Annotated in this window: 23 protein-coding genes; 10 read left to right on the forward strand and 13 right to left on the reverse strand. The window is 45.1% G+C overall.

The annotated features are described in order from the left end of the window. Position 1: 1 nt before the first annotated feature. Both leuS and K2Y18_02520 read left to right on the forward strand, forming a co-directional pair. Positions 2 to 2,548, forward strand: coding sequence for a leucine--tRNA ligase (leuS, locus tag K2Y18_02515; protein ID MBX9804608.1), 2,547 nt, complete (start codon positions 2 to 4; stop codon positions 2,546 to 2,548). A 119-nt stretch (positions 2,549 to 2,667) separates the two neighbouring features. Next, positions 2,668 to 3,207: a hypothetical protein gene (locus tag K2Y18_02520; protein MBX9804609.1), complete on the forward strand. Its 540-nt coding sequence runs from the start codon at positions 2,668 to 2,670 to the stop codon at positions 3,205 to 3,207. A gap of 156 nt (positions 3,208 to 3,363) precedes the next feature. Here K2Y18_02520 and K2Y18_02525 read toward each other — a convergent pair whose 3' ends face one another. The 3 genes from K2Y18_02525 to K2Y18_02535 form a co-directional block, all read right to left on the reverse strand. Continuing rightward, positions 3,364 to 3,702 carry a tRNA-binding protein gene (locus K2Y18_02525; GenBank protein ID MBX9804610.1) on the reverse strand — a complete coding sequence of 113 codons (339 nt, stop codon included), beginning with the start codon at positions 3,700 to 3,702 and terminating at the stop codon, positions 3,364 to 3,366. Between the two features lie 213 nt (positions 3,703 to 3,915). Further along, positions 3,916 to 5,136: a threonine ammonia-lyase gene (locus tag K2Y18_02530; GenBank protein MBX9804611.1), complete on the reverse strand. Its 1,221-nt coding sequence runs from the start codon at positions 5,134 to 5,136 to the stop codon at positions 3,916 to 3,918. Between the two features lie 8 nt (positions 5,137 to 5,144). Further along, positions 5,145 to 5,627, reverse strand: a complete 483-nt coding sequence (locus tag K2Y18_02535; protein ID MBX9804612.1) for a peroxiredoxin — start codon at positions 5,625 to 5,627, stop codon at positions 5,145 to 5,147. A gap of 211 nt (positions 5,628 to 5,838) precedes the next feature. On the opposite strand from K2Y18_02535, the gene K2Y18_02540 reads away from it, so the two are divergent. From K2Y18_02540 to K2Y18_02570, 7 genes are all read left to right on the forward strand, one after another. Then, entirely contained in the window at positions 5,839 to 6,360 is a 522-nt protein-coding gene (locus K2Y18_02540) for a YqgE/AlgH family protein (protein ID MBX9804613.1), read from the forward strand. A gap of 365 nt (positions 6,361 to 6,725) precedes the next feature. Beyond that, the gene (locus tag K2Y18_02545) at positions 6,726 to 7,274 is read left to right on the forward strand and encodes a NifU family protein (protein MBX9804614.1); all 549 of its coding nucleotides are present in this window, start codon (positions 6,726 to 6,728) and stop codon (positions 7,272 to 7,274) included. A 14-nt stretch (positions 7,275 to 7,288) separates the two neighbouring features. After that, positions 7,289 to 7,996 carry a transglycosylase SLT domain-containing protein gene (locus tag K2Y18_02550; GenBank protein MBX9804615.1) on the forward strand — a complete coding sequence of 236 codons (708 nt, stop codon included), beginning with the start codon at positions 7,289 to 7,291 and terminating at the stop codon, positions 7,994 to 7,996. Positions 7,997 to 8,115: 119 nt separating this feature from the next. Continuing rightward, positions 8,116 to 9,465: a glutamate--tRNA ligase gene (gene gltX, locus K2Y18_02555; GenBank protein MBX9804616.1), complete on the forward strand. Its 1,350-nt coding sequence runs from the start codon at positions 8,116 to 8,118 to the stop codon at positions 9,463 to 9,465. Positions 9,466 to 9,478: 13 nt separating this feature from the next. Then, positions 9,479 to 10,846, forward strand: a complete 1,368-nt coding sequence (gene cysS / locus K2Y18_02560; protein ID MBX9804617.1) for a cysteine--tRNA ligase — start codon at positions 9,479 to 9,481, stop codon at positions 10,844 to 10,846. Position 10,847: 1 nt separating this feature from the next. Beyond that, positions 10,848 to 11,573, forward strand: a complete 726-nt coding sequence (locus K2Y18_02565; protein MBX9804618.1) for an RNA methyltransferase — start codon at positions 10,848 to 10,850, stop codon at positions 11,571 to 11,573. Positions 11,574 to 11,669: 96 nt separating this feature from the next. Next, positions 11,670 to 12,509 (forward strand): hypothetical protein, encoded by an 840-nt coding sequence (locus tag K2Y18_02570; protein MBX9804619.1) that lies wholly within the window; start codon positions 11,670 to 11,672, stop codon positions 12,507 to 12,509. Between the two features lie 83 nt (positions 12,510 to 12,592). Here the strand turns inward: K2Y18_02570 and K2Y18_02575 are convergent, their stop codons facing one another. Genes K2Y18_02575 through K2Y18_02590 form a run of 4 tightly spaced genes read right to left on the reverse strand, consistent with a single transcriptional unit; the run spans position 12,593 to position 14,514 of the window. Next, positions 12,593 to 13,414, reverse strand: coding sequence for a YmdB family metallophosphoesterase (locus K2Y18_02575; GenBank protein ID MBX9804620.1), 822 nt, complete (start codon positions 13,412 to 13,414; stop codon positions 12,593 to 12,595). Continuing rightward, complete coding sequence (locus tag K2Y18_02580) at positions 13,411 to 13,989, reverse strand: 5-formyltetrahydrofolate cyclo-ligase (GenBank protein MBX9804621.1); 579 nt, start codon at positions 13,987 to 13,989, stop codon at positions 13,411 to 13,413. Before K2Y18_02580 ends, K2Y18_02575 begins: the two co-directional genes overlap by 4 nt. Before the next feature lie 60 nt (positions 13,990 to 14,049). Beyond that, a complete protein-coding gene (locus K2Y18_02585; GenBank protein MBX9804622.1) occupies positions 14,050 to 14,247 on the reverse strand; it encodes a hypothetical protein in 198 nt (65 codons plus the stop codon). Between the two features lie 60 nt (positions 14,248 to 14,307). Next, on the reverse strand, positions 14,308 to 14,514 hold the full coding sequence (locus tag K2Y18_02590) for a hypothetical protein (GenBank protein MBX9804623.1): 207 nt from the start codon (positions 14,512 to 14,514) through the stop codon (positions 14,308 to 14,310). Positions 14,515 to 14,791: 277 nt separating this feature from the next. Here K2Y18_02590 and K2Y18_02595 point away from each other — a divergent pair, with 277 nt between their 5' ends. Beyond that, the gene (locus K2Y18_02595; protein MBX9804624.1) at positions 14,792 to 15,547 is read left to right on the forward strand and encodes a hypothetical protein; all 756 of its coding nucleotides are present in this window, start codon (positions 14,792 to 14,794) and stop codon (positions 15,545 to 15,547) included. A gap of 51 nt (positions 15,548 to 15,598) precedes the next feature. On the opposite strand, the gene K2Y18_02600 is transcribed toward K2Y18_02595, so the two are convergent. The 6 genes from K2Y18_02600 to tadA all read right to left on the reverse strand — a co-directional run bounded on the left by K2Y18_02600 (position 15,599) and on the right by tadA (position 21,885). Next, on the reverse strand, positions 15,599 to 16,789 hold the full coding sequence (locus K2Y18_02600; protein ID MBX9804625.1) for a potassium/proton antiporter: 1,191 nt from the start codon (positions 16,787 to 16,789) through the stop codon (positions 15,599 to 15,601). 120 nt (positions 16,790 to 16,909) lie between these two features. Then, positions 16,910 to 17,269: a hypothetical protein gene (locus tag K2Y18_02605; GenBank protein MBX9804626.1), complete on the reverse strand. Its 360-nt coding sequence runs from the start codon at positions 17,267 to 17,269 to the stop codon at positions 16,910 to 16,912. Continuing rightward, positions 17,266 to 17,829, reverse strand: a complete 564-nt coding sequence (locus K2Y18_02610) for a hypothetical protein (protein ID MBX9804627.1) — start codon at positions 17,827 to 17,829, stop codon at positions 17,266 to 17,268. Before K2Y18_02610 ends, K2Y18_02605 begins: the two co-directional genes overlap by 4 nt. After that, positions 17,829 to 19,037 (reverse strand): hypothetical protein, encoded by a 1,209-nt coding sequence (locus K2Y18_02615; GenBank protein MBX9804628.1) that lies wholly within the window; start codon positions 19,035 to 19,037, stop codon positions 17,829 to 17,831. Before K2Y18_02615 ends, K2Y18_02610 begins: the two co-directional genes overlap by 1 nt. After that, positions 18,947 to 20,155 (reverse strand): type II secretion system F family protein, encoded by a 1,209-nt coding sequence (locus K2Y18_02620; protein MBX9804629.1) that lies wholly within the window; start codon positions 20,153 to 20,155, stop codon positions 18,947 to 18,949. The genes K2Y18_02615 and K2Y18_02620 overlap by 91 nt, the downstream gene beginning before the upstream one ends. Next, positions 20,155 to 21,885 carry a Flp pilus assembly complex ATPase component TadA gene (tadA, locus tag K2Y18_02625; GenBank protein MBX9804630.1) on the reverse strand — a complete coding sequence of 577 codons (1,731 nt, stop codon included), beginning with the start codon at positions 21,883 to 21,885 and terminating at the stop codon, positions 20,155 to 20,157. Before tadA ends, K2Y18_02620 begins: the two co-directional genes overlap by 1 nt. Positions 21,886 to 21,966: the final 81 nt, after the last annotated feature.

Here is a 21,966-nt window from a genome sequence, read left to right on the forward strand (position 1 = left end):
CATGACAGCCTATCCCTTTAAAGAGTTTGAGCATAAATGGCAAAAGGCATGGGGCGATGCAAAGGCGTTTGAAGTTAAAGAAGATTCGTCAAAACCAAAATCCTATATCCTAGAAATGTTTCCCTACCCCTCTGGGCGTGTCCACATGGGGCATGTGCGAAACTATGCCATTGGAGATGCGATTGCCCGATACAAGCGCGCCCAAGGGTATGCGGTTCTTCATCCCATGGGATGGGATGCGTTTGGCTTACCCGCCGAAAACGCAGCGGCCGAACATCAAATTGACCCAGCCGTGTGGACCGTTGACAACATCAAGACCATGAAGGAACAGCTTCAGTCTTTGGGGTTTGCCTTTGATTGGACACGGGAAGTCACCACCTGTCAGCCAGATTATTATGCCCATGAACAAAAGATATTCCTGGATTTTTGGCGACAAGGTCTTGCCTATCGCAAAGAAATTTGGGTGAATTGGGATCCGATTGAAGGCTCTGTTCTTGCCAACGAACAAGTCATTAATGGTCGAGGATGGCGCTCGGGCGCTCTTGTTGAAAAGCGAAAGCTGACACAGTGGTCCTTACAAATCACCCGCTATGCCCAAGAACTCTTAAGCGATTTAGCAAAGCTTGAAGAAGGGTGGCCCGACAAAGTCATTCGCATGCAAGAAAATTGGATTGGCCGATCAGAAGGGGCTTTTGTTCAGTTTGCGCTTGTTGGACGAGACAATGAAGCTGTAGACGTTTTCACAACGCGCCCCGAAACGTTGTTTGGCGCGGCCTTTTGTGCCATTTCTCCCGCACACCCTGTGGCAGAAGCATTGATGAAAACCAACCCCGCCCTTGCGGAATTTGTTACCATGTGTCAACGCACACCGACCACAGAAGAAGCTTTGAGCACAGAGGAAATGCAAGGCTTTGATACAGGTTTGTCCGTTCACCACCCCTTTATTGAAGGGCACACTCTGCCCGTATATATCGCAAACTTTGTGTTGATGGATTATGGAACGGGCGCCGTCTTTGGCTGCCCCGCGCACGATGAGCGGGACTTTGAATTTGCAACAAAATACAAGTTGCCCATCACCATCGTCGTCCAACCCCAAGAAGAAGCCCTCACATCTCCCTTGAGTGCTGCTTACACAGGTCCGGGAACATTGATCAAGTCTGACTTTTTAGATGGCTTGTCCGTCGAAGCGGCACGGGTACGTGCCATCGAGGAAATTGAGCATCGCAAAATGGGCGAGCGTCGAATTACTTATCGATTACGCGATTGGTGCATCTCTCGCCAACGCTACTGGGGATGTCCCATTCCCGTTATTTACTGCGATGATTGTGGCCCTCTGCCTGTGCCAGATAAAGATCTGCCTGTAACATTGCCAAAGGATGTCGTCTTTGGGCAAGGGGGAAATCCCTTGGCCAATCATCCAACTTGGAAGCATGTGAATTGTCCTCATTGCAACAAGGCGGCAACGCGCGAAACCGATACGTTCGATACGTTCGTTGAATCCTCATGGTATTTCTTGCGCTACTGCAACCCGAAGTCTCCCGCCCCTGTTGATAAAGCGGCTTGCCAAAAATGGATGCCCGTGGATTGGTATATTGGCGGCGTCGAGCATGCGGTCCTTCATCTCCTTTATGCACGCTTCTTTACCAAGGCCTTGCGAGATTGTGGATATGTTCATGTGGATGAGCCGTTTAAGAACCTCCTCACCCAAGGGATGGTTTGTCATCAGACCTTTCAGGGCGCGGATGGCCATTGGCTCTTACCTCAAGAGGTTGAGAAGAATACAAAAGGCCAATATGTAACGGTGAAAGACGGATCGCCCGTGACCGTGGGACGCTCTGAAAAAATGAGCAAATCAAAGAAGAACGTGGTGGATCCCCAATCGATAATTGATACCTATGGCACGGACTCTGCCCGTCTTTTTGTACTTTCAGATACTCCGCCAGAGCGCGACTTTGACTGGAGTGAAGAAGGCCTCGAAGGCGCGTGGCGATACATCAATCGCGTGTGGCGCCTTGGTCTTCAAACCATCGAATTGGCAGATCGAAAGGGTGAGACAGAACCAACGCTCGTTTTGCGAAAAGCAACGCACCAATCCATCCGAAAATTTCAGCAAGCTTATGAACGAAATGCCTTTAACAAAGCCATCGCTTTTTTGCGTGAACTGACCAACACCCTTGAGAAAGCCATCGAAAATACAGCCATCAGTCGGGAAGCCTTGATCGAAGGCTTCGAAGTGGTTGTGCAAGGATTGAGCCCCATTGTTCCCCACTTGACCTCCGAATTATGGAGCAAGCTTGGACATCAGGTTAGCTTGGTCGATGCGCCTTGGCCGCTCGCTGATCCAACGCTCGCCATGATTGAAGAAGTCACGATTGCGGTGCAAGTTAACGGCAAAATGCGGGGATCTTTTCAAGCAGCCGTTGATGCAGAAAAATCAGCATTGGAAGAAGAAGCTCAGGCGCTCCCCGGTGTGGTCCGCGATATAGCCGGCCGACCAACGAAACGCATCATTACCATTCCAAACCGGATTGTGAACATTGTGGTGTAGGGTTTAGATGTTATACTTTTTATAAGTGTTATAATATTAGTTACGTCATTGCGAGGAGTTAAGCCGAAGCCTTGGCGGAATATTGAAGTTTGTACCGTGCAATTGATTGGAACAACAAAATGTCTTTCAAAAAGCTCTTGGCCATCTCCTTCTTATCCCTTCCCCTAACAGGTTGTGGATTTCAACCCCTCATGTCAGGACAGCAAGAGTACCCCCAGCGCTTTAATTTAAAAATTAATGGTACTGGCTATTCTGCTTATAAATTCCGACGGGAATTAGAAAAGCAATTGGCCCTTACTCCAAGGGTTAATAACAAAGCTTACATCGTGTCCATTACAGTAAATGAAGGATATGTCCCCATCGCTTATGGCTCAGACGCAACTGTATCTCGCAGCCAAATTCAAGCAACCGCCAATTACAAGATCTATGATGGCAATAAGTTCAGAGCCCAAGGAACGGTTACCGCCTACAGTAGTTATATTCTCAACTACACGGAAGAATTCAGTACGCGAAGCGCAGAATCCGCAGCCAGTGAGCGTACAATCCTCAGTCTCTCAGAAGAGGTTGCCCGCGAAATTATGCTTAAAATTCGCTCCCTTCCAGAAAAGGAAGACAGACAAATAGCGGAAACAAAAGCTGAAAAAGACGATAATTGGTGAGGGTTAACGAAAGGATATTTCAGACTCTAGGAATATCAAATCATAGAAATCAAAATAACTGTAGGCGTCATTGCTTCGCTTTCGCTCGCAATGACGATAAAACTTTGTTTACTAAATATGTAATGTAGCTATCATATATATCCTTTCGGATAAGTTCTAAAACAGCTTCTGCCCGTTGGGAACCCGCGGGTCGGCAGTCGCAAGACACACAGCGCCCGCCTCATCAGGAAATCCAACTAGGAGAAATTCGGACATGAACCCAGCGATATTGCGAGGGGCTAGGTTCACGCATCCCATCACTTGCCGTCCAACAAGATCTTCAAGGGTGTAGTGTTTGGTAACTTGGGCGGACGTCTGCTTGATGCCAAGGTCACCCCCGAAATCAACCCACACTTTGTAAGCTGGCTTTTGCGCTCTTGGAAAAGCTTCTGCTTTGACAACAGTGCCGGAACGCAATTCAACACGACTAAAATCTTCATAAGTAATAATATTCATATTCTTCATCCATAAACAATTGATTTATATAATAATAACGTAAATAACAGGGAACGGACCTCTTTCATCAAAAGGCCACAGAGAGGCTGATATAAACGTTACCGCTTATAGAGAAAACATGGATTAAATGAGTGTCGGCTTTTCGTCATAGTCTTTATGTAGAAGGTCAATGGACAGATTTCAAGAAAAAATTAAGATCCTCACAAAAAATCCTCACACCACCAGCTGGGTGGGGAATCCACCGGCTTCAAGACGAGCGATGATATTTGTCGCATGATCAGCATCTCGTGTTTCAACAACCGCGTCCAACACGGCCATCTTGACCGTGATGTGATTAAAGAGGCGTTGATGGTTCACCTCAAAAATATTGCCGCCCGCATCCCCAATGATCTTCGAGATCTGCCCTAAAACACCAGGTGCATCGTTGATGTCGATCTTGAGGCGCACCAGTTTGCCATGGTGCACAAGACCGCGTAAGAGCAAAGAGGACAGGATGCGCGCATCAATATTTCCCCCACAGATCACCGTGCCCACCTTTCGTCCGGTGAAACGGTCAGGCTCAGCCGCCAACGCAGCAACGCCCGCGGCTCCCGCCCCTTCCGCGATCAGTTTCCCATGAATCAACACGTCTTCAATGGCCGCTTCAATCTGATCTTCGGTGACAATAATAATATCCGACAAATGTTTCTTCAAAATCTGTCGAGTCAGAACACCAGGCGATTTAACGGCAATACCTTCCGCAAGGGATGTGGAAATAATCTCTGTTGGTGTAAAGCTGCGCTCCGGATAGAGCACTTGCGCCATCGCTGGACAAGACGCTGCCTGAACTCCAATAATCTCAATCTTGGGATTGATCGATTTGGCCGCGATCGCCATACCCGCGGCAAGGCCGCCACCGCCAATCGGAATAATCAAAACATCGAGGTCCGGCACATCAGCCAGCATTTCTAAGGCCACAGTCCCCTGTCCCGCAATTACTGCAGGATCATCATAAGGATGGATGACCGTCAAACCCTCCTCTTTGGCCAATTGGGAGGCATAGTCACCCGCTTCATGGAGATTTTGTCCCTCCAAAATGACCCTTGCCCCAAGGCACTGGGTACTCTCAATCTTCGAAAAGGGGGTTGTTTTGGGCATCACAATCGTCGCGGGAATCCCAAGGGCGCGCGCATGGTACGCCACACCTTGAGCATGGTTTCCAGCCGACATGGCGATAATACCTTTGCCCTGCTGGTCTTTTGAGAGCGCCGAAATTTTAATGTACGCCCCTCGAACCTTGAAAGACGACATCACTTGCAAGTTTTCCAGCTTTAAAAAGATAGAAGCTTTAGCTTGTTCACTCAGCCAAGGCGACAGAAGCATGGGCGTGCGCAAAATCACAGACTCAAGAGTTTTTGCCGCTTCTTGGATATCCTCAAAGGTGGTCTCAAGCATCGTCAATTTTAAAGAGCCTTTAAGAGGGTTTCCGCTGCACTCACCGTACAGACACCGGAATCTTCTTCCAAATTGAAAATGGCAACAACACCGTCTTTAACCAACATGTTGTATCGCTTAGACCGAATTCCCAAACCGTTTTTTGATCCATCAAAAGTAAGTCCCATGGCTTTTGAAAACTCGGCACTCCAGTCGGCGAGAAAGATTATATCCGGATGAGAAATCTCTAATTTACCCCAAGCAGCCAAAGCAAAAGGGTCATTGACAGCAACACACACCACCTCAATGCCCTTTCGTTTAAATTCATCCATATTCTTGGCAAAACTGGGCAAGTGAACATTACTGCAAGGGGGGGTAAAAGCACCAACCAAGCCAAAAAGAGCGATTGTCTTTCCTTTGAATAGGTTTTGGGTATCCGCATCTTGAAAGCCGTCTTTCGTGATTTGTTTTACGGTCGCATTTGGAAGATGGTCGCCAACTTTAATCGTCATGAAAAATAATCCTCTTTTGTTGTTTTTAATAGTAACAGCATAACCTCCTTTATTCCCTTAAGGAAAGGGGGACGTTAATTTTATAGAAAGGAATTTTCTGATACAGTGAGATTATGTAAAACTCAACGGAAGCTTGGAAATCGTGGCAACAGAACAAACACCCTCCTCATTGCAAGACGGTTACGACCTAACGGGCAAGATATTGATTGCTATGCCTTTTTTGCCTGACCCACGCTTTACTCATGCTGTTATTTATATTTGTGGCCACGATGCGCAAGGTGCCATGGGACTTATCGTCAATAAAGGCCTCCCTGCGATCACCTTCGAAGAATTATTGACGCAGATGGAAGTAGATATATCGACGATCGCCACCCAGGTACCCATTCATTATGGGGGCCCTGTCGAGGTGGGTCGTGGGTTTGTCCTTCATTCAAGTGATTACGTAAGCGAATCTACAGTCCTCATTGAAAATGGTTTCGCGATGACCGCAACCCTAGATATTCTGCGGGCCATTGCCTTGAATGAAGGCCCTCGCGAGACATTATTAGCATTAGGCTATGTTGGGTGGGGCGCAGGCCAGTTGGAACATGAAATTCAAGAAAACGGGTGGCTCACTATCGATGCAAGCCCTGAACTCATTTTTGGGTCTGATCTTGATGGAAAGTGGCGCCAGGCTTTGGCAACCCTTGGAATTGACCCCGCCGGATTGTCTTTTGAGATCGGCCACGCTTAACGGCCGAGTGTCCATTCTTAAATCCCTATCGAAATCAATCGTCCGTTTACCCGAATCTTTTATTCTTTCATGCTCTCATGTAACCCAGCACCCAGTCACTAAGTCACTAAGTCACTAAGTCACTAAGTCACTAAGTCGTTAATACCCCCCCGTTTTTAATACAAACTATTTTTCAAAACTCTCATCTATAATTAAACACAATGAAATTTATCTATTCTTTATTTTATAATACAATTTTTATAAGTAACAAAAAGTATTAAACATTTTCTTCTTTGTCATTTTATTTAATTAAAATTTTTTGCTTGCACAAAGGTTAATTTTGTATTAATTGTTAATGAATATTAATAATTCGTTAAGGAAACCTTGTGTTCATTCAGACAGAAGAAACACCCAATCCTGAAACCTTAAAGTTTCTCCCCGGATGCGTTGTGATGCCTGAAGGAACCGCATCTTATATAGAGGGTCAGCCTTGCGATAATTCCCCCTTGGCTTTCTCTTTAATGAATGTTGAGGGCATAACAGGTGTTTTTTTTGGGTCGGATTTTATAACAATCACCAAAGACCCCACCCAAGAATGGACGCTGTTGAAGCCCTCTATTTTGGGCTTATTAATGGAGCATTTTGTCGCAAATCTACCGGTAGTCACGGATGTTGTGGCTGGTGGGGCCTCCCAAGCAATTTCGACTGATCCTCTTGTTCACCAAATCCGGGAACTGTTAGACACGCGGATTCGTCCCGCCGTTGCCCAAGACGGAGGAGACATCGTCTTTCATTCCTTTGAAGAGGGGATTGTTTATTTAAAAATGCAAGGAGCTTGCTCAGGCTGTCCAAGCTCAACAGCAACATTAAAGTCGGGCATTGAAAATATGCTGCGATATTATGTCCCGGAAGTTCTAGAAGTCCGGGCGATTTGAAGGAGAGTCCATCCATGAAGCTGACAACATTAATACGAATCACTATGGCTGCAGGGTTTCTCTCAACACAATTTATCGCTCTTGCGGATGAAAAAACAGCAGAAAAGCCAGCTCTCCCTCCCCAACCTATTGCAAAACCATCTTCAGTAGCCGAAGTTATTACCAAACAAGAAACGGAAAAAGGGATTCCTCAAAACTTATTAAGAGCCATTGCCAAGATTGAATCTGGACTTTCTCCTTGGGCTGTGAATGCGGGCGGACGTGCCCATATGTTTCGATCCAAAGAAGCTGCCGCAAGTTATGTTCGGGAACTGGTTGACCAGGGAACGACAAATTTTTCCGTGGGCTGTATGCAATTGCATTATGCGTCTCACCGTCGCAACTTCAAGTCCATTGAAGCGATGTTAGAGCCCCAAAACAACATTGCTCACGCCGCTAAGCTGATAAAGAATCTCGAGCGTCGCCACGGATCTATTGAGCGCGCCATCAAATATTACCATTCCGCTTCCCCTGCGCATCATAACGCGTATAAAAGTCGTGTTTATGGCATGTGGGCGAAATTGGGCCGCCGTTCTAGCCTCCAAAAAGGTGACTATTTAAAGACAGTTGCTTTGAAAACTCAAACTCAAAAACCTCAACTTAAGACGTCTAAGCGTATCTCTAAAATCAAGTTTGGCGTTGGAGCTGCGTCTTCAAAAAAGAGAAAAACGAATAAAGTCTAATTTAGCCTAAAAAACATATCTCTTTTTCTCATTTCATTACAATTGCTTGCCTTATGGGTGAAAATTTCTGTATGGTAAGTTCATTGAAGAAATGCACCTTTTAGACTGTGGTTAATTTTATGGTTATTCGCGTTCGTTTTGCTCCAAGTCCAACTGGATTACTTCACATTGGAAATGCCCGTGCAGCATTGATCAATTGGCTATTTGCACGCCATCACGCTTTAAAAGGCGAAGATGCCTCTTTTCTCTTTCGCCTGGATGATACGGATTTAGAACGCTCTGATCCAGTCTATGCGAAGGCCATCGAAGAAGATCTGGCTTGGCTTGGCCTGACCCATGACCGTTTTGCGCGCCAATCTGATCGGTTTGGTGAGTATGATAAAGCCGTCGAACACCTAAAGACTTCTGGCAGATTGTATCCCTGTTATGAAACACCTGAAGAATTAGATTTCAAGCGAAAGCGACAATTAGCGCGCCATGAGCCCCCCATTTATGATCGCACAGGCTTAAAATTGACCGATGAGGAGCGCCAGGCATTTGAGGCAGAAGGGCGTCGTCCCCATTGGCGTTTCAAATTGCTGCCCGAAGCCATCCACTGGGATGATCTGATTCGAGGACCTAATGATTTTCATGGGAGCCACCTCAGTGACCCCGTTTTGGTTCGTGGCGATGGGGCATATCTGTATACTCTTACTTCTGTTGTGGATGATATAGATTTTGGCATTACCCATATTATTCGCGGTGAAGATCATGTCACGAATACAGCTGTCCAAATTCAATTATTTACGGCCCTTGGTGGAGACATTTCAAAGATGCACTTTGCCCATTCTACCTTGCTTGTTGATGTGAATGGGGCTTCCTTATCCAAACGCCTCGGGAGCTTGAGTTTAGCTTCTTTGCGTGAGTCTGGTCTTGAGCCTATGTCCATTAACAGTTTTCTTGCGCGACTTGGAACATCCATGCCCATTGAGCCGCACTTGACACTGGATGAGCTGGCGGAAAATTTCACCTTGTCCATCTTTAGCCGGACTGCGCCTCATTTTGATCAGGCAGAGTTGGGAACAATCAATCACAAACTATTACAAATGACGCCTTTTGAACGGGTTAGAGATCGTTTGAAAGTGATCTCTCCTTCACTCAACGAGCCCTTCTGGAATGTCATTCGTGGAAACTTGAAAACAATTCAAGAGGCCAAAGACTGGGAACCAATTATCAGTGGGGGTATGACACCCATCATCGAAGACCAAAATTATCTGAATCAAGCCTTGAGTTGCTTGCCAGGAGAACCTTGGAATACGGAGACTTGGGGTATATGGACTAACCAACTGAAAGAGATGACAGGACGCAAAGGCAAAGAATTGTTTATGCCTTTGAGGCAAGCCATAACAGGAATGGATCATGGGCCCGAAATGAAAGAACTGTTGCCCTTGATAGGTTATACAAAAATAAAAGAACGACTTAAGGGATAAGCAAACAACCATCATGAGCCTTCTACTTTTCAATACACTGACCAAAACAAAAGAGATTTTTAAACCCATAAATCCAGATCAGGTGGGGATGTATGTGTGCGGACCAACCGTCTACGATTTAGCTCACATTGGAAATGCACGACCTGTGGTTGTATTTGATGTGTTAGCCCGATTATTGCGCCGGATCTACCCCAACGTTTGTTATGTTCGGAATATTACAGATGTTGATGATAAGATTAATGCGGCCGCAAAGCGACAGGGCATATCAATTGGGGAATTAACGCAACAAACGACGGCAGCTTATCATCAGGACATGGGAGCTTTGGGAGCATTGCCTCCCGATGTGGAACCTCGGGCAACACACCATATTGCAGAGATGATAGAGATCATCAAAAATCTTATTGAAAAGGACCATGCCTATGAAGTCGAAGGCCATGTATTGTTTAGTGTCACAAGCTTTTCAGAGTATGGACTTCTTTCTCGGCGCAATAAGGATGAGATGCTGGCGGGTGCCCGTGTAGAAGTGGCTCCCTTTAAGCGGGATCCGGGCGATTTCGTTCTCTGGAAGCCCTCCGATGATCAAACACCCGGGTGGGAAAGTCCTTGGGGCTTTGGGCGTCCCGGTTGGCATATTGAATGTTCGGCAATGAGCAGTCGTTATCTTGGAAACACCTTTGATATTCATGGAGGAGGACTCGATTTAATCTTCCCACATCATGAAAATGAAATTGCCCAAAGCCGCTGTGCGCATGAAACGCCCATATTTGCACGATATTGGATGCACAATGGTCATTTGACAATTGACGGAAACAAGATGTCAAAGTCCTTAGGCAATATTTTAACAGTTCGAGAGATTCTCGCCCATTACCCAGGAGAAGTAATTCGCTTTGCTTTGCTCTCTAGCCACTATCGTCAATCCTTAGATTGGACACAAACAGCTATTGAACAAGCGAAGAGCGGGGTCGATCGCCTTTATACGGCCTTGAAGGCTTGTGAAGGGTTGACGGATAGCACTGAGATCGATTCGAACGTGTTGGAAGCTTTGGAGGACGATTTGAATGTGCCTTTGGCAATTTCACATTTACATGAGTTAGCTACAGCCATTAACAAAGCAACAGATGACAAAGAACGGTTGCGTCTTGGGAGCCTCTTAAAAGCCAGTGGGAACATTATGGGTATCCTTCAGCAAAATCCTGAAACTTGGTTTCAGGGGGGCGAATTAGGAATGACACCTCAAGAGATTGAAGCCCAAATTCAAAGCCGTCGAGAGGCCAGAACACGCAAAGATTTTGCAGAATCCGATCGCATTCGAGATGCTCTTCTGGCCAGTGGTATTGTGTTGGAAGATGGCCCAGAAGGTACGACCTGGCGACGGGAATAATATGCCTACCCCTTTCGCCCCCACCGTCATTCTCGTTCGCCCCCAACTCCCGGAAAATGGGGGGGCAGTTGCTCGAGTAATGGCAAATTTTGGCTTGAAAAAGCTTCATTTGGTGGCCCCTCTTTTTTCCCCCCTCGACCCAAAAGCACTTGCGATGGCAGCAGGTGCAGATGACGTTTTAGAAAATGCATTGATCTTTGAGTCCCTTGAAGAAGCCATTGCTGATTTGCTTTATGTTTATGGGACATGTGCCGTTGAACGGTTGATGGTCAAAAAATATGTACCCGTTCGCGAAGCCATGCCAGAAATTGCTGCATCTGACGGGGTAGGCATCGTCTTTGGGCCAGAGCGCACAGGTCTAAACAATGATGAGTTGGCAAAGTTCAGAGCCATCTTACATGTGCCTGTTGATGAAACCTTTTCTTCGCTTAACTTAGCGCAAAGTGTTGCGATTACAGCCTATGAATGGTTTCAAACCCAAGCCGTGTTTAAAGGAAAGCTCCACCTTGGCGACACAGTTCCAGCGACCCATAACCAAATCCAAGGGTTTTTGACCGCCTTGGAACAATCGTTGGATGCGGCTCATTTCTGGCGCATCGACCATAAAAAACCCATCATGTGGCGAAACTTGCAAAACATTTTCACCCGCATGGACTTGACAGAACAAGAAGTGAGAACCCTTCATGGGATGATTCAGTCTTTGAAAGCAACCGCCACGACGACTTGAGAATCGTCTCCAAAATATTTGTTAATAATTTGTTCATAAATACCCCCATAGAATTGAAGATAGGAATGTTTTGGAATTCTATTAAGGGAGATCGACATGCGTCATTATGTATATGGTTTATTATTTGCAAGCGCTCTATTTAGTCAAGAAGCTATCTCCATGCAAGAAGAAAAGATGGCGATTTCTCCGGAGTTGCATAAATTATTAGAGGATATCAAAGGTATCAAACCTGGCGCCGCACTTGATAAGCATCTAGCTGGTATCAAAGAATCAAACAGTGACCATTGGAGATCAATGTGTAAGGAAATTACAGATAACCGGTTCATAAAAATATCTCAACCGGCTGTTGGTAATATGAAAGCAGCTGCATTGGGCAGATGGTGTGATAACTATCAAGTTGTTCAGGTGATGAAAAAATCTGTTCAAGGAGCAAAAGTCGCAGCAGCTGTAGCAGAAATGCCTAAATTGAGGCCAGTTCAATTAAAGCAAGGCGCCAAGGGCTTTGAGGCGAAAGAACAGCAGCTCAAAGAAAATCAAAAAGAAGCCGATGAGCGTGTTCGACAAATGGCTCAGGAAAAAGATGTGCGAATGCAAGAGCGCGCACGAGAGTATGAGAAAAGGATTTTACTCGTAAGAAAAGATATAGAAGAAGCAAGAGAGTCTTATGACAATTTAAGTGCTGCAATGAATGGTTTGCGCGAAGATTTTCAACAAGTTGCTATGCTGAAGCAGTTTAATAACGAGCACAAGCATGACACCGCAGAAGAATTTTTGAATGCATACGACGCCTATGTTAAAGCCACGCCTAATATTAGAAATTATGTACAAGGACTTGATCAAGTAGATGCAGCACGCATAAAGTTAAAAGAAGCCTTAACAGCTCAGGAGCGTGGTGAGGAAGTTATAGCGGCTCTCATAAAAGAGATGAATCAATAGTCCAAATATCGGGAATTTTGCTCTAGATTCTATGTATTTAAAAACGAGCAAGGAGGGATTTATTCCCTCCTTTTTATGAAAGATCAGAACCCTTCCGGCCACTGTTCCTTGAGACGCGCGCCCACACAAATGGGATGGATGGATTTGGCAAGGCCTGTGGCGTCATCGGTTTCCACAAAAACGCCACATAATGTCCCTGGACCTTGGGCGGGTTGCATACGATCCGTTGGCATTTTTCGGGTGAACTTGAGAATAGGAACGGTTTTTTCCATACCCACAACGGAATTATAATCTCCACACATGCCTGCATCCGTTTGGTAAGCTGTCCCACCCGGCAGGATTTGCATATCCGATGTTGGTACATGGGTGTGGGAGCCAACAACCAGGCTGACGCGACCATCACAAAAGTGACCCATGGCCATCTTTTCGGAAGTCGCTTCACCATGAAAATCAAGAATGGTTGCGCCAATGGATCCACCGCCTAAGGGATATTTCTTCAAAATAGCATCCACGGCAGGAAAAGGGTCATCCAAAGTTTCCATGAACAGACGCGCCATAGCATTGATAACCAGGACGTCTTTTCCTTTGCGATTTGGGATAATGGTAAATCCACGCCCCGGTGAGGTAGCAGGATAGTTGATGGGCCGCAGTAAGTGTTTATCTTGGTCAATGTAGCTGATCATTTCCTTTTGATCCCACACGTGATTACCCGTGGTGATCACATCAACCCCAATTTTGTATAAATCATGACAGATACCTTTTGTAAGCCCAAAGCCATGGGCTGCATTTTCTGCATTAATAATGACAAAATCAATGTTTAGATCTTTGACAATTTGGGGGGTGCGCTCGACGACAATATCCCGTCCAGATCGGCCAACGATATCTCCGCAAAATAATATTCTCATGTGTTAATCTCGATCACTCGCGTAGGGGTGATAATATAATTCATCGGCTCGTCATATTCATGACAGGGGATAGATTCTACTTCCTGACAGTCGTAGGCAATACCGATCGCGATGATGTTGTTATTTTTGCGTAAACTTTCGAGGGTACGGTCATAGTATCCCTCTCCATGACCAAGACGGTGGCCCTTTGTGTCAAAGCCCAGAATCGGTACAAACAATACGGTCGGTGTGACGACTTTTGCCCCTTCGTCAGGTGTTAAGATATTATAGAGCCCCGATACCAGTAAATTACCCGGGCGCCATTCGCGAAACACTAATGGTTGTTTAGAAGTTTGCACGACAGGCAGCGCGCAGACATGCCCGTGCTCATAGAAATAGGTTAACAGAGGCCGCACATCCGCCTCTGACTTGACGGGCCAATAACTCGCCACGATGGCCCCGGTTGGAATAATCTCAGCGGATAGCACTTTATTCAGCAATGCCTGACCAGTAGCTTTTAAGTCATTCGATTTGGTGTACTGATCCCGTCGCTGAAGCAACTCCGTGCGTAATTGTAATTTGAAAGTGTCTGTCATGGAGGTATTCATAGACGAATTTGTCGAAAAAGGGAAGACAATACAGCTTAAAGATAACTTCTAACTAAGATCTCTAATGGTGATGATGGTGGTGATGCCCCCAGCCGTATCCATAGTTATGATACCCATAATAAGGGTAATAAAGAGGATAGGGGTCATAGAATTCGTAAGAATAGTAACTCGGATGGTATGGATAGGTATCATAATAATAGAGCGAATGATAACGTGGATATCCTGAGGAAACGTAAGCTGTTTCACATCCGCCTAAACTTAGGCAAGGGATAGCTAAAAGAAGAAAAGAGGTTGTCAAGCGCCTCTTCATTCTCTGGCTCTCGCTTCGTAATGATAATAGTGATGATCATAAAATTCCGGTGAGTTTTTTGGCATATAAATAACAGCATCGTAATCGGGCGCTATATTGTCCGAATGATGGTAATGAGAGAATTCGGGCGATTGACATCCTCCCAAACTTACCAATCCCAGCAATGCCAAAAGGACATTTTTCTTATTTTGTAATATAGTCATCTCTTTGCCTCCTCCCCATATTAGAGCCCATTATTCTTTAAGATCGGGTTAAGAGAGAGTTGTATATTTGTTAAAGTTCTCTTAAGGGCTATTGACGAAAAGCGTGCTTTTTCTAGAAAGGGTTTCAATTTATTAGGAGTCCTCCCTTTAAAAATGGGAGGAGCATGCCTCTAATGATAAGCCTTTTTGATTGAAGTAAAATATTCATAAATCAGTAATTTCTATATAGTATAATGTATTTACAATGCATCTAATTGTCTTTTGAGGTGGTTTTAAAATGAACAATATTTCTTTTATTTTCATCAATATGTCTTTGAGCTTAGCTTTGATTTATGGAGCTATTGCTTCAGAGAATTCAACGATGATGCCGTCAACTCCGGCTCAAGATATTGCAGCCCCTAATCTAGGTGATAATACGCAAACCTCTGGGGAACCTGGGAATAAAAAATTAGCCAAACAAGGGGATGATTTTCAAACAGTCTTGAATCAATCATTTAGAGCAAGTCGGATCAAGAGTTTAAAAGAAAAAACAAATCCAATGTTAACAGACATTGAGACAGCCCCAGATTTGCCGCAAGTTAATTTTTTCAATAATTCGAAGAGCTTCTTAACGAACATGAAGAAAGTAGGTGCAAACCCCTATGTCGCTTTGAGCAAACTTGCCTTTATGGATCAGGATAAATCCAAACAATGGGTTCAAATCGGGAATGGCAAGTATATTTTACCTCTTGGAACTCAAGTTTGGACAAATGCAGTTACGCCTCCTGAAGTTATACAACATCCCAACGATAAGAATTTGTGGGTGGTGAATACGGAACCTAGCGGTCCTTACCTACGGTCACCTGGACCCATTCTTTTAAGGCTACCTAAGACTTATAAAGTTTTGCAATTGAAAGAAGATGATCATGAAGGCACTGGACAACCCTGCATGGCAACAACAGAAATAAATGACTTTAGCATATACTCTAAAAAGGGAATATGTATGTCTATCCCTAGTCAAAAGTTCTTAAAAGATTTTGATTTAATTGATTGAGGATGGGCTGCTGTTCTGTGGTGATGTAAATGAATTCATCACAACGAACATCTAATTCTCAATCTTAAGCCATTTGATGAAGCGGGCGGCAAGACCTCCTTGCACGAGGAAGGAAATGAGCACAACAAAGAAGACGAGATTGAAGATGGTATTGGCCTTAGGAATGCCCATCACCATAGGGAAGGTGGCAAGCACAATGGGAACGGCGCCTCGTAATCCGAGCCAGGAGACCAAGAATTTATCCTTACCGGAATAGCCGGAGAATGCCAAGGATACGAAAACACTAACGGGTCTTGCAAAAAAGATAAGGAAGAAGGGTAAGAGCAAATCAAGGTTGAAGATTTCATGCAGTTGTTTTGGAAAGACCAGCAATCCAAGGACCAAAAACATGCTGATTTCACAAAGCCATGTTAAGGCGGCGTGAAATTTCTTGATGTTATATTTGTGATGAAAGTCATGTTGATACAAAACAATTCCCAGAAGGTAAGTTGCCAGGAATCCACTTCCCCCGATCGCGGAAGTTGCACCATAAGTGAACAGCACGAGCGAAATGGTGAACACAGGGTATAGCTCTCGATATTCAAGCTTCATTTTTCGAAAGAGATGAACCGCAATCTTACCGACCAAAATACCAACAACAATGCCTCCCAGAACTTGGGTCAAAAACATTGTTGATAAACCGAATACCGTATAGCTTGGATCTTTCATCATGTTCAAGATGATAAAGACGAGAAGAATCGCCATAGGGTCATTGCTGCCGGATTCGAACTCGACGAGCATACGCAAATTTCGCTTTACCAAAAAATACCGAGAGCGGAAGAGGGAGAAAATAGCCGCCGCATCTGTGGCTGAAACAATGGCGCCTAAGAGAAACCCTTCCATGAGCGTGAAATCCAGAAGCGAATAGGCAAAAATAGCAACGAGGCCTGTTGAAATAAGGACCCCAAGAGTTGAAAGGGCAAGCCCTGACCAAAAGATGGGTTTGACGAGTTTCCAAGGTGTATCAAGTCCCCCAGAAAACAGAGAAAAAGATAAAGCTATGATCCCAATGTCTTTGGCGAGTTCAACATTGTCGAAGTAAATTCCACCGATACCATCGGAACCAGCAAGCATACCCGTAATCAGGAAAAGCAAAGGTGCTGGGACTTTGAGTCGTTTGGACAAGTCACTGGCAAGAATGGCGAGCAACAACAGGAGAGAGATAATCAGAACCCATCCATCAAGGCTATAGTTAGAATGCATTCGGGTATAAAATCCTCCTGTATTTTTTGCTCTTGAGCGACTTTATGCGGAATACTTCCCCACAATCAAGCCTGAAATTTGAAAATATGATGTTTCTTTGAAGATTGATTTTCTTTGAGATTAAGGTGTACTTGTTGCTATTTGAAAGGCCTCGTTTATTTTCAGACAAACTTGATGATGCTGATCGGGCTTAGGGCTCCAGATCAGCTCGACCGAGTTGGGTGTTACTTTCAAAATGCGGAATATAGAGGAGGTTTCACCCGCTTTGAGGACGCGACCGTTCAGCCATATGGTCCAAGAAGTCGGATTTGTGTAAATAATACCATCCAGCCGGACTTGTGTTGCCCCTTTGATCTGACCTCTATTTTGAGCTTGCTCAAGGGCTGTTTTTATTGCTTCTTCTTCTGTAGAACTGAGCATGAGGCATAAATCGGAGGCCTGAGCTGAACAGATCATTAGACAAAATAGAAGTCTCTTCATCGGTGAATCCATGTGGCTGTTATCTTTCCATCAAATAGCGCTTGAGGCTTTCCAGAAGCAATTTTTTCCAACATTTCTTCATTTAAAGAGCTGACTCGATGGATGGTTACGGTGTGAATTTGAAAGAGACCGGGGCCCTTTTCCATCAATTGCTCGAGTAGGGTAAACACGTTGGTGTCCTGCAAACAGGGTATGGATATAGAGACCTCTTGGTAAACCAGATTTTTGTTCGTTGATTCTTGATCTTGGGAGGAAACAGATCCAAAGGTGATGGGGTGAGCAATCTCTTTTTGAAGGTCTTCCTGGGTAATAGGGTGATCAAATTTGCAACTCTCAAATTTCTCAAAATCACTGGCATAAGATTTTATTAACATCTCGGCCTCTTGAGAGCGAAGGGATGATTGAGTCAAGGTCAACAACCGATGCTTGAGGAGCTCAATTTGGTGGTGAAGATTGTATGCATGAATGCCCAGAGCAAACAGGAGCATGAGAGAAAAACCAAAGATGCCGAGGCTAAAGCCCGGGAGGAATTTTATCTTTATCAGGAGGGATTTTACCATCAACTTTCCTCCTGATTGGGTACTTGCTTGTCAATTGTCAAAGTACCTCTTAACCCGTCATTTTCTGCTTGTTTCCAGGTTAAAGTGTGGTTCGGTAGTTCGGATCTGATGGTTAAGAGAAGCGGTTCGATTTGTGTAGTGGGGTGTAGTTCCAGATGAAGTATGAGGCTTTCAGGGTGACGCGCCCACTGAAGATGGGTGGCAACAGCAGCATCTCTCAAAATCGGCATCAACTGCCGTAAGAGGGGAAGGATATTGGGGCGATCTTTTGTCAAATGATGAAAGGCCGCCAAAGTTTCGACTCTCTTTTCATCAATATGATTAGAGGCTGGAAGCTGGCTGATTTGGGTAATGAGAGCGCGCTCTAACTCGTTTGTAGATTTTATTTTCAAACTAAAATAGCCGATGCCAATCGTGTTCAGAAATGCAATCGCATAGGCGGCGACCTTGATCTGTCGAGGCCAAGAATAGAGGCGTCGTGCATTCTTTAGTTCTGGAATGGAAAGCACAATTCCCGCATAAACAAGGTCGTTTGGAATGCGAATTTCAGCATTCATGAAGAGCGGCAAGGGGTCCGGAAAAAGAGAAGACTTCAGGAGGGTTATCGGCATTTCTTCCTGATACCCAAAACGCTTTAGGTATCGCAAGATCGCAGGCAATTCGTTGGCCAATGGTTGATAGCAAGGACGGCTTAAACGCAATATACCATCCTCGCAAATTAAAAGGTGATGATTGTGCCATATCATCGTCCATCCCGGATCGAAGGGCCCATAGGATTTGGTGATCAAATCTGTCCATAAATAGGCACCTTTCACAGGTATGGAATGGTCAGAAATTACTTTGAGGATCGATCTCATAAAAGGAGTGGGAAGAATGCCCCCAATAAATGTTTCTCCTTTTGGAAGATGCCTTTCTCCTACCCAATATTCAATTGAGTACTCAGCGGAGATGACAAACGGAACAGCTTTCTTGATGGGACAAAAATAATAAAGAGCATCATGGGACTTAATGACTAAGGTAATTTCACTCTTTGGGGGGAGTCTTTTAAGATAGGCAGGGAGATTCGAGATTTCATGGTCATTTTCTAATATTTGATTTTCTTCCAGTGTCAGAATGATCATGTTAGATGCCCGAGTGTTCCATAAAACGGGACGATGACGGCCATTACAATCCACACCATTAACCCGCCCATCAGAAGGATAAGGCATGGCTCTAACCACGAAATGACTGTATCAACTTTTCGAAAGGTTTGATGTTCATAGTAGGAGGCTGCTTGAGGAATAAGCTCCTTCAAGCGGCCCGTTTGCTCACTGAGTTTCAACAATCTCACCATCAATGGCGACAAGAGGGCTTTTTCATTTGAAAAAGTATCCGATAATCCCTCTCCTGCCGTAATTTTGCTTGAAAGAGTCGTAAGTTGTGCTTTGAGATAGGGATTGTGAATCACTTGAATCGCTTGGGTGAGAGAGGGAAGTAGGTCAACTCCTGCACTAATGAGCACGCCAAAAACATGCCAAAAATGCGTTAAGGCGATTGGACCATACAAAGGAAGACTTAAAGCAAATCGCGCTACATAATACCGCGTTTTCGGAAACACATACCCTAGAGCCAGACCCACCCCCATCATTAAAAGAACCAAAGGAATATAGGAGAGAATCGGCGCCAGATAAAGCAACAAACGCGTGGACAATGGGAGTTCTTTGATGCCCAGAGATCCAAGAAGAGCGGTCATGTTGGGAATGACAAAATCGATCATCACCAAAACCAAAATGATCATCAAACCAAAGAGGATGAGAGGTGATCTTAAGGCTTTTTGAATCTGATGATTCATTTTTTCAAGGTGTCTCAAATGACCTTCGAGGTGACGAAATTGAGGGGCAAACGTGCCTGTTTGTTCGGCTGCAGCAATGAGTTTTTGAAACACCCTGTCAAATACTTTTGGATGTCGCGCTAATGCCTCAGACAACGGAATGCCAACTTGGACATCATCATGAAGGATATGCAGAAGCGTTTGAAACCCTCTATGAGATGATGATAAAGCCAAGTCATGTAAAGCTGTATCGATGGGAACGCCAGCCGCATCCAATTGAGCCATGTGGTGGCAAAAATCGATCAGAAGTTCTCTTGGAATCTTGCGAAAAAGTCCGCCAGAAAACTTGTGGGACAGACGCGGCAAAAATCGCTCCGCACGACTTTCTTCACAACTGGTTAAGAGCAACCCCTCTTCTTTTAAGGATTTATAAACGCTATCGGTGGAAGCCGCGAAGCGATACCCGGAATGCCGTGTTCCTTTGGAGGATGTTGCTTTATAGGCATAGAGGGGCATTAGGCATAGACTCCAATGACGCGGTCAATCTCTGAAAATGTCGTTTTGCCTTTCAAAACCTTTTTCACACCTCGATCCCACAACGTTGGAATGTCCTGATCCTTTCCTTCTTTTCGTAAAATGCATTGTGGGCTTCCCTCTGCAATGAGGGTGGAAAGATCCTCATCAAAGAGGACAAGTTCTGCGACAGCTTCCCGGCCGCGATACCCTGTGAGTTGGCAAGCAGAACATCCGCTGGATTGGTACACATGTTTGATGGATTCGGGGAGGGCAAATTTGTTTCTCGTTTCATGGGTGATAATTTTCGTATGTCGACACTCTTCACATAAGCAGCGGATCAGACGTTGAGCCATACCAGCAATTAAATTTCCACTTAGAAGAGCTGGAGAAATGCCCAAATCTAAGAGGCGTTGAGGAATTGTAAAGCTATCTCGGGCATGTAGGGTTCCCAACACTAAATGTCCCGTCATAGCGGCTCGCAAGGCCATTTGCGCCGTTTCAGCATCTCGTATTTCGGAAATGAAAATCACATCTGGATCCTGGCGCAAAAGCGAACGCACACCCTCCGCAAATCGAAAAGGACCGCCCTCACGAATTTCCGTTTGGTGAATATGGGGCAGATAATATTCGACGGGCTCTTCCAAGGTCATGATGTTTCGCGTCAGGGCGTCCATATGACTGAGGAGCGCATAAAGGGTGGTTGTCTTTCCAGCGCCGGTTGGACCACTCAAGACAATGAGACCTTGAGGGAGCTGGACAAGTCGTTCCAGAATTTGAATGTCTTCATCTTCAAAACCCAATTCATCTAAGGATCGAAGAGATTGGGTTTTGTCCAGGATTCGCAACACCAAATTTTCTCCATGAATCGTGGGGTGGCACGATAGCCGAAAGTCAATCTCGCGTCCGCCAAGAGTCAAACTAAAGCGTCCATTTTGCGGGCGTCGCGACTCTGCAATATCAAGGCTTCCCATGATCTTCAATCGCACAAGAATCCCTGACCACCGATCCTTATGTAAGGTGTGGGCTTGATGGAGTATTCCATCTTGTCGATAGTGGATATGAACACTGTGCGCCGTTGGGGACAAATGAATATCAGAAGCATTGAGCCGAACAGCTGCTTGAATAAGCTCATTCACGAGGCGAACAACTTCCCCTTCTTGGGTGTCGACAGTGGGTTGAGGGTAGTAAATTTCAAGGGCTTGGGTAATTTCATCTTGTGTTGTGTGGTAGGGGATGAGAACGACTTGAGCCCCTAAAAGTTGGTGCAAGCGATCAAGAGCCATAAGGTCTTCAGGATCAGACATGGCAATGTGAAACCCGCGGTCATCTTGGGCAAAGAGAATAAGGTTATAACGTTGCGCGAGTTCCATCGGAATTTGCTGCACAACAGACAGATCAAGGATTTGCTGGGAAAGAAGGATGTGAGGTAATCCTGACAAAGTCGACAAAGCTGTTACGAGTTGCGGTGAGGAAAGGAATCCCAAAGCCAACAATACTTCGCCTAACCGCTTCTGACGTCGGGACTGCTCTTTTAAGGCAACGGCCAGTTGATCCGGGGTAATCCAATTTTTTGAAACCAACCAATCCCCTAACTTAATGCCTTTGGGACGCTGATTCTGAGGTGGTGGGAGGGCAATGGAAGGTTGAAAGGATGGGGTATAATCAGTTTGAAAATTATCAAATTGGTCGGTGAAGGTCTCGTTTTTCTTATATAAGGGATACCCCATCATGAACTCTTTTCACGTTATTGGTTGCATGTTGAGGTTTACATCCAGCATCAGTAGATAAACTGGACTCCCCATCCTCGTCGT

The organism is Alphaproteobacteria bacterium, from assembly GCA_019746225.1.
Lineage (GTDB): Bacteria > Pseudomonadota > Alphaproteobacteria > Paracaedibacterales > VGCI01 > VGCI01.

Bases quoted from the DNA above. Each gene is read 5' to 3' on its own strand.
- leuS (MBX9804608.1), top strand. From the start codon at position 2: ATGACAGCCTATCCCTTTAAAGAGTTTGAGCATAAATGGCAAAAGGCA.
- K2Y18_02520 (MBX9804609.1), top strand. From the start codon at position 2,668: ATGTCTTTCAAAAAGCTCTTGGCCATCTCCTTCTTATCCCTTCCCCTA.
- K2Y18_02525 (MBX9804610.1), bottom strand. From the start codon at position 3,702: ATGAATATTATTACTTATGAAGATTTTAGTCGTGTTGAATTGCGTTCC.
- K2Y18_02530 (MBX9804611.1), bottom strand. From the start codon at position 5,136: ATGCTTGAGACCACCTTTGAGGATATCCAAGAAGCGGCAAAAACTCTT.
- K2Y18_02535 (MBX9804612.1), bottom strand. From the start codon at position 5,627: ATGACGATTAAAGTTGGCGACCATCTTCCAAATGCGACCGTAAAACAA.
- K2Y18_02540 (MBX9804613.1), top strand. From the start codon at position 5,839: ATGCCTTTTTTGCCTGACCCACGCTTTACTCATGCTGTTATTTATATT.
- K2Y18_02550 (MBX9804615.1), top strand. From the start codon at position 7,289: ATGAAGCTGACAACATTAATACGAATCACTATGGCTGCAGGGTTTCTC.
- gltX (MBX9804616.1), top strand. From the start codon at position 8,116: ATGGTTATTCGCGTTCGTTTTGCTCCAAGTCCAACTGGATTACTTCAC.
- cysS (MBX9804617.1), top strand. From the start codon at position 9,479: ATGAGCCTTCTACTTTTCAATACACTGACCAAAACAAAAGAGATTTTT.
- K2Y18_02565 (MBX9804618.1), top strand. From the start codon at position 10,848: ATGCCTACCCCTTTCGCCCCCACCGTCATTCTCGTTCGCCCCCAACTC.
- K2Y18_02570 (MBX9804619.1), top strand. From the start codon at position 11,670: ATGCGTCATTATGTATATGGTTTATTATTTGCAAGCGCTCTATTTAGT.
- K2Y18_02575 (MBX9804620.1), bottom strand. From the start codon at position 13,414: ATGAGAATATTATTTTGCGGAGATATCGTTGGCCGATCTGGACGGGAT.
- K2Y18_02580 (MBX9804621.1), bottom strand. From the start codon at position 13,989: ATGACAGACACTTTCAAATTACAATTACGCACGGAGTTGCTTCAGCGA.
- K2Y18_02590 (MBX9804623.1), bottom strand. From the start codon at position 14,514: ATGACTATATTACAAAATAAGAAAAATGTCCTTTTGGCATTGCTGGGA.
- K2Y18_02595 (MBX9804624.1), top strand. From the start codon at position 14,792: ATGAACAATATTTCTTTTATTTTCATCAATATGTCTTTGAGCTTAGCT.
- K2Y18_02600 (MBX9804625.1), bottom strand. From the start codon at position 16,789: ATGCATTCTAACTATAGCCTTGATGGATGGGTTCTGATTATCTCTCTC.
- K2Y18_02605 (MBX9804626.1), bottom strand. From the start codon at position 17,269: ATGAAGAGACTTCTATTTTGTCTAATGATCTGTTCAGCTCAGGCCTCC.
- K2Y18_02610 (MBX9804627.1), bottom strand. From the start codon at position 17,829: ATGGTAAAATCCCTCCTGATAAAGATAAAATTCCTCCCGGGCTTTAGC.
- K2Y18_02615 (MBX9804628.1), bottom strand. From the start codon at position 19,037: ATGCCTTATCCTTCTGATGGGCGGGTTAATGGTGTGGATTGTAATGGC.
- K2Y18_02620 (MBX9804629.1), bottom strand. From the start codon at position 20,155: ATGCCCCTCTATGCCTATAAAGCAACATCCTCCAAAGGAACACGGCAT.
- tadA (MBX9804630.1), bottom strand. From the start codon at position 21,885: ATGATGGGGTATCCCTTATATAAGAAAAACGAGACCTTCACCGACCAA.